The following is a 13,375-nucleotide window of genomic DNA, read 5'->3' as shown; positions in this document are numbered from 1 at the left end:
CGTCTACTCCCCCGGCTTGATCAGGTACCCGGCCCCGCGCCGGGTGTGGATCATGGGGGTCCGGCCGGCGTCGATCTTCCGCCGCAGGTACGAGATGTACAGCTCGACGACATTGGCCTGGCCGCCGAAGTCGTACGACCAGACCCGGTCGAGGATCTGCGCCTTGCTGAGCACCCGGCGCGGGTTCCGCATCAGGTACCGCAGCAGCTCGAACTCGGTCGCCGTCAGATGGATCGGCTCGCCGCCGCGCGTCACGTCGTGGCTGTCCTCGTCCAGCGTGAGGTCCCCGACGCTGAGCACCGACTCGCCGCGCGCCGCCGCCGCGCCGGAGCGGCGGATCAGGCCGCGCAGCCGGGCCACCACCTCCTCCAGGCTGAACGGCTTGGTGACGTAGTCGTCGCCGCCGGCCGTCAGCCCGGCGATCCGGTCCTCGACCGCGTCCTTGGCGGTGAGGAACAGCACCGGCACGTCGGGCAGTTCGCGGCGCAGCAGGCCGAGCACCGCGAGCCCGTCCATGTCCGGCAGCATCACGTCGAGCAGCACCACGTCCGGCCGGAACTCGCGGGCCGTGCGGAGCGCGGAGGCGCCGTCGCCGACGCTGTGCACCTCCCAGCCCTCGTACCGCAGGGCCATGGAGAGCAGTTCGGTGAGCGACGCCTCGTCGTCGACGACGAGCACGCGTACGGCGGTACCGTCCGGTCTGAGCATGTCGGATCGCCCCCGGGGCGTCGTGGTGGTCATGGCACCACGCTCGGCCGGACTGCTGAGAGCGCCCTTGGCGCTATCTGTGAATTCCCTGAGAAACCGGGGAGAGCGGCGGAAGCGGAAGCCCGAACAACCGGGCCGCGTTGCCGTGGCAGACGCCGCGCAGCCAGTCGTCCCCCAGGTCGAGGCGGGCCAGGGCGTCCAGCTGGTGCCCGTACGGATACGGGATGCTGGGAAAGTCGGAACCGAGCAGGATCCGGTCCCCGAGGTCGAGCAGCCGCTTGCGCTCCGCGGTCGGGAAGGGCGCAAGACGTTCACTGAAATCGGTGAACGCCATGGTGGTGTCGAGGTGGACGCCCTCGTACCGTTCCGCGAGGCCGAGGAAGTCGGCGTACTCGGGCATCCCCATGTGCGCGACGATCAGCCGCAGCCGGGGGTACCGGGCGAGCAGCCGCCCGACGGGGCCCGGCCCGGTGAAGCGGCCGGGGGCGGGCCCGGAGCCGCAGTGGATCACGACGGGAACGGCGGACTCGGCGAGCACCCCCCAGACGTCGTCGAGCGACGCCTCGTTCGGATCGAAGTCGCCGACCTGCAGATGCACCTTGAAGACCCGCGCGCCGGCCTCGACCGCCCTGCGCACCTCCCCGCCCGCCCCGTCCTCCGGGTAGAGCGTTGCGGTGTGCAGGCAGTCCGGGGTCCGGGCCGCGAAGTCGGCGGCCCAGTCGTTGAGCCAGCGGGCCATGCCGGGCTTGTGCGGGTAGAGCATCGCGGTGAAGGCCAGGACCCCGAACCCGCGCAGGATCTCGACCCGCCGCTCCTCCTCCTCGCGGTACTCGATGGGCCACTCGACGCCGGTGAGCGGCCCGACGGCGTCGAAGTAGGCCCACACCTTGTCGAGGACGTTCTGCGGCATGAAGTGCGTGTGGACGTCGATCAGCCCGGGGAGCCCGAGGGCGCGGGCGAAGTCCCGAGGCTCAGTCGTCACGGTCGTCCCGCTCGAACCCGTAACTCTGCTCGACGCGCCCGATGTGGACGCAGTACCGCTCGTACCAGTGCTCCCGGCCGTGCTTCTTGGCGGCCCGGTGCTCGGCGTGGTCCCGCCAGGCGTTCAGCGCCTCCAGGTCGCGGAAGTACGCGACGGTGATCCCCACGCCGCCGGGGGTACGGGCGGACTCGTACCCGAGGAACCCGGGCACGTCCTGGACGAGCTCCTTCATCCGGTCGAGGGTCTCCCCGTACCCCTCGGGGTGATCGGGCCGGACGGAGGTGAACACGGCGGTGTAGTAGGGCGGTTCGAGCCCCGCAACGATTGTCTGGGTCATGTGGATCACCTTCCGCCGGGGACGAAGCCGCTGTCCAGAAGGCCGGGCGAAAGGGATCCAAGCCTTTACCCGGACCCCCGTCGGACACTCAGAACAGCCCGTCCTGCGCGGCGGCGGTGAGGGGAACGGTCACGAGGGAGTCGGCGGGAGCGGCCACGAGCTCCCACCCGCTGAGGAGCCGGGTGTCGAGCACGAGACACCGCCCGTCGCCGGCGAGCAGATGCAGATCGGGCCCGGCGGCGGCGAGCAGCCGCCCGGCGACGGTGCCGCCGTCGACGAGCTCGGTGACGGTCCCGTCGAGCGCGGGGAGCCCGTCGAGCCGGAACGCCTCGCCGTGGTCGTACGCGACGAACTCCACGGGTTCGAGGGTCTCGTCCCACCGGGGCACGGCGACGACCCGCCGGTACAGCTCCTCGACCTCCCGCGCCCGCGCCTCGGCACCGGGCAACGCGTGCCGCACGGCGCGCTTGCGCGCGTAAGGGATCCGATCGGGAACGGCGAGCGCGTGCCGCAGCACCTCCTCGGTCCGCCGCGCGGCCATCAGCGGCCCCCGCCCGAGCCAGCAGAAGGCGACGGCCCCCTGCTCCAGCAACCGCGCGGCCCCGCGGGCCTCGGCGGTGATCCCCACCTTCGTCATCCCGCCCCCGAACCAGGCCAGATACACCCGGTACGTCCGCGGATCATCGGCGATCGTGTCGGCGGCGACGGAATGCGCCCGCTCCAGCCGCGCACACTCCGCACACCGCCCACCGGTACTCCGCCCCGGCACCGAAGCGGAGGTCGGGCAGGCGTTCCCCCGAGCCCCCACACAGACCCGCGCCCCCACGGCCCGAAACCCGACGACCTGCCCGTACCGAAGCTCCGAAACCCGACCCCCCACCCACTCGAGCCGAGGCACCCCGTCCCCCCACCGCACCCCGGCACACCGCCACATCCGAAATCCCTCCGCCCGCTCACCGCTCCAACGAACGCAAGAGGCCCCGGACTCTCGTCCGGGGCCTCTTGATCTGTGTGCACTCGGCAGGATTCGAACCTGCAACCTTCTGATCCGTAGTCAGATGCTCTATCCGTTAAGCTACGAGTGCTTGTTCTGTTGTTGTCTTCGCTCCCCGGCCTTTCGGCCCGCTCGCGGCGACAGGAAGAACATTACATGACTGCCGCCGCCATGTGAAATCCATTGGTCCCACCCGTTGTGACCTGCGAAAACGTCGAGTCTCGCCGGGAACGGACGAAGCCCCGGCCGTGGGGCCGGGGCTTCGTTCTGGGAGCGGAGGCGGAGGGATTTGAACCCTCGATGGGCTTTAAGGCCCAAACCGCATTAGCAGTGCGGCGCCATAGACCGGACTAGGCGACGCCTCCTTCACACCGTCGCGCGGGCGCGAGTGGTGCGTGCAGATGATGACACAGCCGAGCCGGGTGTCACCAATCGCCTCCCACCGTACTAGGCCGCCCGGCCGCAGGGCAAAGCTCTCGGCTTGCGCAACGAACGGGCGTGCGGAGCGTTAGAGCAGTCGGAGCCGGGGCGTTCGCCCGCGGCTCCCGCCCGACCGCCGTACCTTCCGGGAGTTCGCATGCTGCGCCGTCTCGTCCTCACCACGGCCACCGCCGCCCTCGTGTCCGCCGCCGCGCCCGCCGCCGGGGCGCTCGCCCTGCCCGTCGGCGGGCTGCCGCCGCTGCCGCTGCTCTCGTCCCCCGATCGGCTGACCGTCACCGTCAGCAAGAGCGTCGACCCGGCCGCCAACGGGACCTTCGAGCTGGAGTGCGGGGCGAACGGGGCGTCCGGGAACCACCCGGCCGCCGACGGCGCCTGCACCCGGCTCGGGCAGCTCGCCGCCCGGGGCGAGGACCCCTTCGCGCCGCCCGCCGAGGACCGGATGTGCACCCAGCAGTACGGCGGCGCGGCCGTCGCCCACATCACCGGCACCTGGCAGGGCCGCAGCGTCGACGCCCGCTTCAGCCGCGCCGACGGCTGCGAGATCGACCGCTGGGAGAACCTGGAGCCGGTTCTGCCCCTCGTCCGCCGCTGACCGCCGCCGAATCCCCGAGACCCGCCGGAGACCACAGGTCAGCGTGCCGATCATGTGCCGATGACGTACGCCGACAGCACACAACCTTGCGAAGTGCTCCCCCGCATCCGCCGTCACGCCCGACGCCCCTGCCCTTAGACTCCTCCAGTGACAGGCCGGGCCCCGGAGGGCAAGATGGGGCGGCCGGCCGTCGCCAGGGCAAGGCAGTGGGTCAGGGAGGAACCGTCGTCGTGAGCAGCAGGCCATCCCGAGGCGCTGCTCGCCTCGCAGCCATACTCGACGCCCTCCCGGACGGCCTCGTGCTCGTCAACTGCAACGGCACGGTCGTCAACGCCAACACCATCGCGCTCGGCCTCTTCGAGACGCCCGGCACCGCCCTCGTCGGCCGCGGGCTGCTCGACCTGCTGCCCGAATTCGACTCGCGGCTCATCCCCGGCTCCATGCGGCGCCCGGAGGCCGCCGACGACCGGGGCCTCACGAAGCCCGCCCGGATGATCGCGCGCCGCACCGACGGCAGCGAGTTCCCGGTCGAGGTGACCAGCGCGAACCTCGAGGACGGCCGCGAGGCCTACGACTCGTACAGCTCCTACACCGGCGACGAGCTGCTGATGCTGGTCGTCCGCGACCTCACCGGCACCATGGACACCGAGGCCGAACTGGCCCGGTCGCAGCGGCAGACCGAGATGATCCTGCGGGCCGCGTCCGAGGGCGTCGTCGGCACCGACACCGACGGCCGGGTCGTCCTCGTCAACCCGGCCGCCGCCCAGATCCTCGGCTTCCGCGCCGGCGACCTCGGCGGCAAGCAACTGCACCCGCTGATCCTGCACTCGCGCCCCGAGGGCGAACCGTTCCCGTACGACGAGTCCCCGCTCGCCGACACCCTCAAGTCGGGCCGCAAGCACCGGGTCCGCGGCCAGGTGCTGTGGGCGAAGGACGGCTCGCGCGTCCCCGTCGACCTCACCACCGCCCCGGTCCGGGACGGCGACCAGCTCGTCGGCGCGGTCATGACCTTCACCGACCGGCGGCCGTACGAGCAGCTGGAGGAGGGCCACGCGGCCGAACTCGCCGCTCGCGAAGAGCGCGCCGCGGCCGAGCTCGCCGCTCACGAGGAGCGCGCCGCGGCCGAGCTCTCCGAGCTGCGGGAACGGCTGGCGGAGCAGGAGAAGCGGTACACGGAGCTGGCCGCCCGGCACGAGCAGCTGACGGCCCTCCTCGACGACTCGCTGCGGGGGCCGCTGGAGGAGCTGCGCGCCGAGCTGTCCGGCCTGGCCGCGGACGACGCCGGACAGCTGTGGCCCGAGGCCAACCAGCTGCTGCACCATCTCGCCGCCGGATACGGGCGGATGACGACGCTCGTCGACAACGTGCTCGGCTTCCAGCGCCTCGACGGCGGCACGGAGAAGCTCACGAAGACGGTCGTGCCGCTCGACGGCGTCGTCACGGCCGGCGTCGACGGCGCGGTCGAGCTCATCGGGCCCGGGCGCGCGCAGTTCGCCGTGCACGCGCCGCCGATCGAGGCCGAGGTGGACGCGCCCCGGCTGGTGACCGCGCTCGCCCACCTCGTCGCGGACGTGGCCGGGGTCGACGCGACCGGCAAGCCCAAGGTCGCCCCGACGGCGGGCGGCGGCTACGTCGACTCCACGATCGTGGTGGCGGCGGCCCAGCGCGGCGACGTCGTACGGATCGAGGTGCGCGGGCCGTCCTCCGGCGGCGACACGGTCCACCAGCCCGTCGTACGCGGCATCGTGGCGGCGCACGGCGGTGTGCTGCAGACGCACGAGGTGCCCGGGATGAGCGGCAGCGCGTACGTCCTGGAGGTCCCGCTGGGCGCCGGGCGGGGCGCCATCGCGCCGCCGGCCGCGCCGGAGGCCGACAGCGCGGCGGAGGCCGCGGGGGCGCAGGGCGCCTCGCTGCCCGCGCAGCAGAACGGGGAGACCACGACCGGCGGTGGCCGGCGGCGCGCGCGGCGGGCGTCCACGGACGCGTTCCTGGCGAGCCCGATGGTCCCGGAGGCGGGCGATGCCGGCGGCGGTGGCGGTGCCGTGGAGCCGAGCGGGCGGCGTCGTGCCCGCGGTACGGAGGAGGCGGCCGCGCCCACGCCCGTACCGGTGCCTTCTCCCGCTCTGGCGCCTTCACCCGTACCCGCACCGGCTCCCGCACCGGCTCCTTCTCCCGCGCCCGCCGAGCTGATCCCGGCGCAGAACGCGGGCGCCGTCGAGCCCACCGGCCGGCGCCGCGGACGGCCCGCCGAGGGCGCCGTGGTGACCGCAGCCGAGGGCGCGCAGAGCCGCCCCGCGCTCGGCGACACCGTTCCCCCGCAGGGCGTTCCGGCGGACGCCGCGGCCGTCGGCGCGGGCCGATCGGGCCGCCGCGCCCGTCGTGCCGCCCCGGAGGCGCTGCCCGCGCTGCCCTCGGCCCCGGTCCCGAACCCGGCCCCCGTCCCGGCCCCGGGTCCGCAGACCCCGCAGCCCGTACCGGCCGATCCCCGGAGTGCCAACGCCCTCCCCGCCGCGCCGAGCACTCCCCCGGTTCCGGCTCCGGCCGTGCCCGGTGACGCCGTCGCCCCCGACGCCCCCACCGGGCGTCGGCGGCGCGCGCTGGCCGGGGCCCAGGAGAGGGCCGCGGCCGAGGCGCCGCGGACGCCGTTCGCGCTGCCGCCGGCCGCCGCCGACCGGCAGCACGAGGACGAGGGACGCCACGACGCCGTACGGGCCGAGCCGGACGAGGACCACACCCCGCCGCAGCCGCACCCGCTGCCGCCCGCCGCCACGCCTAGCGGCCGCCGCCGCGCCGCGCAGGAGGCGGCACCCGAGGCCGAGGACGGGGCCGGGCACGAGGCCGAGGAGAAGACCACGACGGGAAGCGGCACCGGCACGGGTTCCGTACCGCTGCCGCCGGCCCTTCCCATGCCCCCGGCCGCGCGCGTCGCGCAGCCGCTGCCCGCCGAGACCCCGGCCGCTCCGGCCGCTCCGACGGGCGAGACCACGCAGGGGCGGGCGTTCAGCGTGCGCACCCTGGGCCAGGGCGTGCCGTTCGCCCAGCAGATCGCCGCCCAGCAGAACGGCTCCGGCTCCGGCCGCCGCCGCAAGCTGGCGACCCCGCCGGAGGACGACCGCCCGCTGCCGCTGCCCCTGCCGGCCGCCGAGGCGCCCGCCGCCGCGAAGCCGCACCCGCACCCGCAGCCGGTCACCGAGCCCGACCCGCAGCCGGTCCCGCCCGTCCCCTCCGCGCCGTCCAAGCTGACGCCGCCCGCCGAGGGCCGCGCGTACGCCATAGGGGCGCCCGACGAGGACGCCGACGAAGGCCCCGAGCCGCTCGACGGCCCCGGCGGTGCGGTCGAGGTGGCCAACCGGCCGGCCCCGCGGCCGGTGGACGACGAGCTGCCCCCGGAGCCGCTGGACAACCCGCGCCGGCTGCTCGTCTGGCCGGCGCCGGACGTGTCCACGCAGCAGGCGCTCAGCGACCGGGGCTACCGGCCGGTGATCGTCCACTCCCGCGAGGAGGTCGACGCGCAGATCGCCGCCTTCCCTGCCGCGCTCTTCGTCGACCCGCTGACCGGACCCATCACCCGTACCGCACTGCAGTCGCTGCGCCAGGCGGCGGTGGCCGCCGAGGTCCCGGTGCTGCTCGCGGCCGGCCTCGGGCAGGCGACGCGGGAGGCCGCGTACGGCGCTGACCCGGCCGTCCTGCTCAAGGCGCTGGCACCGCGCGACAGCGAGCAACACCCGTCCCGCGTGCTGCTGATCGAGGAGCACGACGACATCGCGCACGCGCTGACCGCGACGCTCGAACGGCGCGGCATGCAGGTGGCGCGGGCCGCGGCGGACACCGACGCGGTGGCACTGGCGACGCAGACCCGGCCGAACCTGGTGGTGATGGACCTGATGCAGGTGCGCCGCCGCCGGGCCGGGATCATCGACTGGCTGCGCGCGAACGGCCAGTTGAACCGCACACCGCTGGTCGTCTACACGTCCGCCGGGCTCGACGAGGAGGAGCTGCCGAAGCTGTCCTCGGGCGAGACCGTCCTCTTCCTGGCGGAGCGGTCCACAAGCGACGAGGTCCAGGCCCGCATCGTCGACCTGCTCGCGAAGATCGGCACCAACTGACGGAACGGGGCGGGGGAGTTGCTCCCCCGCCCCGTTCCGTCAGGCCTCGCGCGTCAGCCGAGCTGCGTCACGTCCAGCTCGCCCTCCGCGTACTGCCTGCGGATGACCTTCTTGTCGAACTTCCCGACGCTGGTCTTCGGCACCGCCGGAACGATCGTCCACCGCTCCGGCAGCTGCCACTTGGCGATCGACTCGCCGAGGAAGGACCTCAGCATCTCGTAGTCGGCCGTCGCGCCGTCCTTGAGGACGACGGTGGCCAGCGGGCGCTCGCCCCACTTCTCGTCCGGCACGGCGACGACCGCGGCCTCGGCGACGTCCGGGTGGGCCATCAGCGCGTTCTCCAGTTCGACGCTGGAGATCCACTCGCCGCCGGACTTGATGACGTCCTTCGCGCGGTCGGTGAGCGTGAGGTAGCCGTCCGGCCTGATCACGCCGACGTCGCCGGTCTTGAGCCAGCCGTCCGCGCTGAACTTGTCCTCGGGCACGAGCGGTTCGCCGTCCGAGCCGCCGTAGTACGAGGCGGCGATCCAGTTGCCGCGCACCTCCAGCTCGCCCGCCGACTCGCCGTCCCACGGCAGCACTTCGCCGGCCGGGCCGATCAGCCGGGCCTCGACGCCGGCCGGGAAGCGGCCCTGGGTGATGCGGTACGGCCACTCCTCCTCGGGGGTCAGACCCGCCGGCGGGTGGGCCATCGTGCCGAGCGGCGAGGTCTCGGTCATGCCCCAGGCGTGACAGAGCTTCACGCCGAGCCGGTCGTACGCCTCCATCAGGGACGGCGGGCAGGCCGAGCCGCCGATGGTCACGTTGGCCATGCAGGAGATGTCGCGCGGGTTGGCGGTGACCTCGGCGAGCAGGCCCTGCCAGATCGTGGGCACCGCGGCGGCGTGGCTCGGCTTCTCGCGCTCGATCATCTCGGCGAGCGGCGCGGGCTGCAGGAAGCGGTCCGGCATCAGCATGTTGATGCCGGTCATGAAGGTGGCGTGCGGCAGGCCCCAGGCGTTGACGTGGAACTGCGGGACGACGACGAGGGTCGTGTCCTTGTCCGTCAGGCCCATCGACTCGGTCATGTTGACCTGCATCGAGTGCAGGTAGATCGAGCGGTGCGAGTAGACGACGCCCTTGGGGTCGCCGGTGGTGCCGGAGGTGTAGCACATGGCCGCGGCCCGGCGCTCGTCGAGCTCGGGCCAGTCGTACGTGGTCGGGCGGCCGGCGATCAGCTCCTCGTACTCGTGCACGCGGGCGGCGGCGCCGTCGAGGACGGAGCGGTCGCCGGGGCCGGCCACGACGACGTGCTCGACGGTCGGCAGGTGCGGCAGGAGGGGCGCCAGGAGCGGCAGCAGCGAGCCGTTGGCGATCACCACGCGGTCGTTGGCGTGGTTGACGATCCAGATCAGCTGCTCGACGGGGAGGCGGAGGTTCAGGGTGTGCAGGATCGCGCCCATGGACGGGATCGCGAAGTACGCCTCGACGTGCTCGGCGTTGTTCCACATGAGGGTCGCGACCCGGTCGTCCTCCCGGACACCGAGTTCGTCGCGCAGGGCGTTGGCCAGTTGCGTCGCACGGGCGCCCGCCTCGGCGAATGTGCGCCGCTGCGGCTCGGGCTCCCCCGTCCAGGTGGTGATGGTCGACTTCCCGTGGATCGTCATCCCGTGCTGGAGGATGCGGGTCACGGTCAGTGGTACGTCCTGCATGGAGCTCAGCACGGCGTCCTCCCGGTGGGCGCTACGTGGCAGTCAAGGTGTGCAGATTCTGCGCGCGTACCATGCGGTATGTCACTACCCGGAAGTACCGAAATTGCCAGTGATCGCTGGCACAGCCCAATCCTGTGCAGACGCCCAACCTACGGCTGGGCAGACGCTCAACGGACGGGCGACAGTTCCGGGTCCTCGCGGAGCTTGCCCAGTGCGCGGGAGACGGCGCTCTTCACCGTGCCGACGGAGACACCGAGCACTTCGGCGGTCTGGGCCTCGCTGAGATCCTCGTAGTACCTGAGGACGACCATGGCCCGCTGGCGGTCGGGGAGCTTCATCACGGCGCGCCACATCGCGTCGTGCAGCACCTGCCGCTCGGCCGGGTCCGGCTCGGGCAGGCCGAGCGGCTCCGGCAGGTCGTCGCAGGCGAACTCGTCGACCTTCCGCTTGCGCCACTGGGAGGTGCGCGTGTTCAGCAGAGCGCGGCGGACGTAGCCGTCCAGGGCGCGGTGGTCCTCGATCCGCTCCCAGGCGACGAAGGTCTTCGCGAGCGCGGTCTGCAGCAGGTCCTCGGCGTCGCTGGGGTTCGCGGTGAGCGAGCGCGCGGTGCGCAGCAGCACGGGCCCCCGGGCCCGTACGTACGACGAGAACGAGGGGTATCCGCCGGCGGGGCTGGAGGCGCCGGCACAGACGGGACCGGGTGGCGGAGTCATGTCTCCACGCTAGGAGCGGGCGTGGGACCGGGGATCGGCCCCAGGTCCCGAACCCGGGTCCGCCTCAGGTTGTAGGGGTGGGGACAGCCGGACCTCCTGAAGGTGGAGGGCCGGATCAGGGTCGTCGGGGTCGCCGGGGGCGCCGTCGGGTCCCGGAGGCGTACAGGACCGGGCGCCCCGGCCCCGCTCACGTCCCGTCCGCCCCCAGGACGAGGCCGGAGGTGGGGACGCCCGTGCCCGCCGTCACGAGCGCGCGCGCCGCCCCCGTGACCTGGTTCACGGACGTGCCGCGCAGCTGCCGCACCGCCTCCGCGATCCCGTTCATGCCGTGCAGGTACGCCTCCCCCAGCTGGCCGCCGTGCGTGTTCAGCGGCAGCGCGTCCGCCGCCACGAAGTCCGCCGCCTCGCCGGGCCCGCAGAAGCCGAACTCCTCCAGCTGCATCAGCACGAACGGGGTGAAGTGGTCGTAGATGATGCCCACGTCGATGTCGCCGGCGGCGAGCCCGGAGTCGCGCCACAGCCGGCGGGCCACGACGCCCATCTCCGGCAGCCCGGTCAGCTCGTCCCGGTAGAAGCTGGTCATCGCCTCCTGGTTGCGCCCGGCGCCCTGCGCCGCCGCGACGATCACGGCGGGCGGCTTCGCCAGGTCCCGGGCCCGCTCCACGGAGGTGACGACGATCGCCTGGCCGCCGTCCGTCTCCTGGCAGCAGTCGAGCAGCCGCAGCGGCTCGGCGATCCAGCGGGAGGCCGCGTGGTCGGCGAGGGTGATCGGCTTGCCGTGGAAGTACGCGGCGGGGTTGTTCGCGGCGTGCCGCCGGTCGGTGACGGCGACATGACCGAAGGCGTCCGGTGTCAGCCCGTACGTGTGGAGGTAGCGCTGGGCGATCATCGCGACCCAGGACGCGGGCGTGAGCAGACCGAACGGCAGCTGCCAGCCGAGCGCCGCGCCCTCCGCGGACGGCTCGCGCCGCTGCACCCCGGAGCCGAAGCGGCGGCCCGAGCGCTCGTTGAACGCCCGGTAGCAGACGACCACCTCGGCCACCCCGGTCGCCACGGCGAGGGCCGCCTGGTGGACGGTGGCGCAGGCCGCCCCGCCGCCGTAGTGGACGCGGGAGAAGAAGGACAGCTCGCCGATGCCGGCCGCCTGCGCGACGGTGATCTCGGGGCTGGTGTCCATCGTGAAGGTGACCATGCCGTCGACGTCGGCGGGGGCGAGCCCGGCGTCGTCCAGCGCCGCCTGCACGGCCTCCACGGCCAGCTTGAGCTCGCTGCGCCCGGAGTCCTTGGAGAACTCGGTGGCCCCGATGCCGACGACGGCCGCCCGGCCGCCGAGCGAGCCCCGGCCGCGCCCGCTCATCGCGGCACCTCCACGGTGATCGTGCCGGTGACGTGGTGCCCGAGCCGGTTGGCGCCGACGACCCGCACCGCCGCGGTGTCGCCGTCGACCTCCGTGACCGTGCCGGTCAAGGTCATGGTGTCCCCCGGGTAGTTGGGCGCGCCGAGCCGGATCGCCACCTTGCGGAGCACGGCCCGGGGGCCGAAGCAGTCGGTGACGTAGCGGCCGACGAGCCCGTTGGTGGTCAGGATGTTCATGAAGATGTCCGGGGAGCCCTTCTCGCGGGCCAGTTCGGCGTCGTGGTGCACGTCCTGGTAGTCGCGGGAGGCGACCGCCCCGGCGACGATCAGGGTGCGGGTGATCGGGACGACGAGGGGTGGCAGCTCGTCGCCGGGCTGCACGGCCTGGGCCTTCATGACGGCTCTCCGTTCGCGAGGTGTACGTCGTCCGCCAGCAGGTCGCCCAGTTCCTGGAGGAGTTCGGCGCCGCGGCCCAGGTACGCGTCGAGCTGCCGGCCCCACAGGAAGTGCCGGTGCACGGGGTGGTCGAGGTCCGCGCCCGTGCCGCCGTGCAGGTGCTGCCCGGCGTGCACGACCCGCTTGCCCGCCTCGGCGGCCCACCACGCGGCGGTCAGCGCCTGGCCGGCGCACGGCAGGCCCGCATCGTGGCGCCAGGCCGCCTCGTACGCGGTGACGCGGATCGCCTCGGTGTCCATGTGCGCGTCGGCGGCGCGGAGCTGGACGCCCTGCCGGGTGGCGAGCGGCCGCCCGAACTGCTCGCGGGTGTTGGCGTGGTCGACGGCGCGGGCCAGCGAGCCCGCGCAGACGCCCGCCTGGAGGCCGGCGAAGGCGGTGCGCGCGGCGGCGAGCACGTCGTCGTACGCCTCCGGTCCGGTGCCGAGCCGCTCGCCGGGCGCGCTGTCGAGCAGGAGCCGGCCCGCGGACCAGGGGGCGGTGAGCTCGACGGGTTCGACGACCGCGTCCGCCGTCCGGATGAGCCAGAGCGCCCGCTCCTCGTCGGGGACGAGGACATGGGTGGCGTCCCGCAGCCACGGCACCCACGGCACCTCGCCGGTCAGCCGCCCGTCCGCGCCGATGCCGCCGCGCTCGCCCGGGTCGCCGGAAGCCGGGAAGGCTCCGGCCACGACGGCCGAGCCGTCCCGCAGCGCGGGCAGCAGCCGGGCGCGCTGCTCGTCGGTGCCGTGCCGGGCGACGGCCAGGATCCCGTACACGCAGCTCGCCGCGAACGGCGTCTGCGCGGTCGTGCGGCCCTGCTCCTCCAGAAGGAGGACGAGGCCGAGCAGCCCGATCTCCTCGACGGCGGCCGGCAGCCCGGCCGCGCACAGCGCCTTCCACAGTTCGGCGTCGGTCCCGGTGCCGGCCGCCGCGAGGCGGTCGGGCGTGGCCAGGTCGCCGAAGATCCGGGCCGCCAGTTCCTGGGCCGCGGCCTGCTCCTCCGTGGGCGTGAAGTCCATC

General features: G+C 73.8%; 11 protein-coding genes and 2 tRNA genes. 2 read left to right on the top strand and 11 right to left on the bottom strand.

Going from position 1 to position 13,375, the window contains the following annotated elements; genetic code table 11:
- Nucleotides 1–3: 3 nt before the first annotated feature.
- The 6 genes from R2D22_RS19090 to R2D22_RS19065 form a co-directional block, all read right to left on the bottom strand.
- Nucleotides 4–741 carry a response regulator transcription factor gene (locus R2D22_RS19090; RefSeq protein ID WP_318105143.1) on the bottom strand — a complete coding sequence of 246 codons (738 nt, stop codon included), beginning with the start codon at nt 739–741 and terminating at the stop codon, nt 4–6.
- A 40-nt stretch (nt 742–781) separates the two neighbouring features.
- Complete coding sequence (locus R2D22_RS19085) at nt 782–1,690, bottom strand: amidohydrolase family protein (RefSeq protein ID WP_318105141.1); 909 nt, start codon at nt 1,688–1,690, stop codon at nt 782–784.
- Nucleotides 1,680–2,027 (bottom strand): antibiotic biosynthesis monooxygenase family protein, encoded by a 348-nt coding sequence (locus tag R2D22_RS19080; RefSeq protein ID WP_318105139.1) that lies wholly within the window; start codon nt 2,025–2,027, stop codon nt 1,680–1,682. The genes R2D22_RS19085 and R2D22_RS19080 overlap by 11 nt, the downstream gene beginning before the upstream one ends.
- An 88-nt stretch (nt 2,028–2,115) precedes the next feature.
- Complete coding sequence (locus R2D22_RS19075; protein ID WP_318105138.1) at nt 2,116–2,961, bottom strand: DUF2797 domain-containing protein; 846 nt, start codon at nt 2,959–2,961, stop codon at nt 2,116–2,118.
- 78 nt (nt 2,962–3,039) lie between these two features.
- Nucleotides 3,040–3,112: transfer RNA gene (locus tag R2D22_RS19070), tRNA-Arg, on the bottom strand.
- A 183-nt stretch (nt 3,113–3,295) separates the two neighbouring features.
- Nucleotides 3,296–3,386 (bottom strand) — tRNA-Ser (locus R2D22_RS19065).
- 212 nt (nt 3,387–3,598) lie between these two features.
- Between R2D22_RS19065 and R2D22_RS19060 the strand changes: the two genes are divergently transcribed.
- Both R2D22_RS19060 and R2D22_RS19055 read left to right on the top strand, forming a co-directional pair.
- Nucleotides 3,599–4,054: an SSI family serine proteinase inhibitor gene (locus R2D22_RS19060; protein WP_318105137.1), complete on the top strand. Its 456-nt coding sequence runs from the start codon at nt 3,599–3,601 to the stop codon at nt 4,052–4,054.
- A 230-nt stretch (nt 4,055–4,284) separates the two neighbouring features.
- A complete protein-coding gene (locus tag R2D22_RS19055; RefSeq protein WP_318105135.1) occupies nt 4,285–8,160 on the top strand; it encodes a response regulator in 3,876 nt (1,291 codons plus the stop codon).
- A 53-nt stretch (nt 8,161–8,213) separates the two neighbouring features.
- Here the strand turns inward: R2D22_RS19055 and R2D22_RS19050 are convergent, their stop codons facing one another.
- The 5 genes from R2D22_RS19050 to R2D22_RS19030 form a co-directional block, all read right to left on the bottom strand.
- The gene (locus R2D22_RS19050; RefSeq protein ID WP_318105133.1) at nt 8,214–9,863 is read right to left on the bottom strand and encodes a long-chain fatty acid--CoA ligase; all 1,650 of its coding nucleotides are present in this window, start codon (nt 9,861–9,863) and stop codon (nt 8,214–8,216) included.
- A gap of 155 nt (nt 9,864–10,018) precedes the next feature.
- Nucleotides 10,019–10,564, bottom strand: a complete 546-nt coding sequence (locus tag R2D22_RS19045) for a SigE family RNA polymerase sigma factor (RefSeq protein WP_318105132.1) — start codon at nt 10,562–10,564, stop codon at nt 10,019–10,021.
- A 187-nt stretch (nt 10,565–10,751) separates the two neighbouring features.
- Entirely contained in the window at nt 10,752–11,921 is a 1,170-nt protein-coding gene (locus R2D22_RS19040) for a lipid-transfer protein (protein ID WP_318105130.1), read from the bottom strand.
- Entirely contained in the window at nt 11,918–12,316 is a 399-nt protein-coding gene (locus R2D22_RS19035) for a MaoC family dehydratase (RefSeq protein ID WP_318105128.1), read from the bottom strand. The genes R2D22_RS19040 and R2D22_RS19035 overlap by 4 nt, the downstream gene beginning before the upstream one ends.
- The gene (locus R2D22_RS19030) at nt 12,313–13,374 is read right to left on the bottom strand and encodes an acyl-CoA dehydrogenase family protein (RefSeq protein WP_318105126.1); all 1,062 of its coding nucleotides are present in this window, start codon (nt 13,372–13,374) and stop codon (nt 12,313–12,315) included. Before R2D22_RS19030 ends, R2D22_RS19035 begins: the two co-directional genes overlap by 4 nt.
- Nucleotide 13,375 lies beyond the last annotated feature (1 nt).

Source organism: Streptomyces sp. HUAS YS2 (assembly GCF_033343995.1).
Lineage (GTDB): Bacteria > Actinomycetota > Actinomycetes > Streptomycetales > Streptomycetaceae > Streptomyces > Streptomyces solicathayae.
Note: the sequence above shows the minus strand (reverse complement) of the source record. Positions and strands in the feature narration are given on the sequence as shown.

Coding starts and splice junctions, on each gene's coding strand:
- R2D22_RS19035 (WP_318105128.1), bottom strand. CDS start 12,316: ATGAAGGCCCAGGCCGTGCAGCCCGGCGACGAGCTGCCACCCCTCGTC.
- R2D22_RS19075 (WP_318105138.1), bottom strand. CDS start 2,961: ATGTGGCGGTGTGCCGGGGTGCGGTGGGGGGACGGGGTGCCTCGGCTC.
- R2D22_RS19045 (WP_318105132.1), bottom strand. CDS start 10,564: ATGACTCCGCCACCCGGTCCCGTCTGTGCCGGCGCCTCCAGCCCCGCC.
- R2D22_RS19080 (WP_318105139.1), bottom strand. CDS start 2,027: ATGACCCAGACAATCGTTGCGGGGCTCGAACCGCCCTACTACACCGCC.
- R2D22_RS19090 (WP_318105143.1), bottom strand. CDS start 741: ATGACCACCACGACGCCCCGGGGGCGATCCGACATGCTCAGACCGGAC.
- R2D22_RS19040 (WP_318105130.1), bottom strand. CDS start 11,921: ATGAGCGGGCGCGGCCGGGGCTCGCTCGGCGGCCGGGCGGCCGTCGTC.
- R2D22_RS19060 (WP_318105137.1), top strand. CDS start 3,599: ATGCTGCGCCGTCTCGTCCTCACCACGGCCACCGCCGCCCTCGTGTCC.
- R2D22_RS19030 (WP_318105126.1), bottom strand. CDS start 13,374: ATGGACTTCACGCCCACGGAGGAGCAGGCCGCGGCCCAGGAACTGGCG.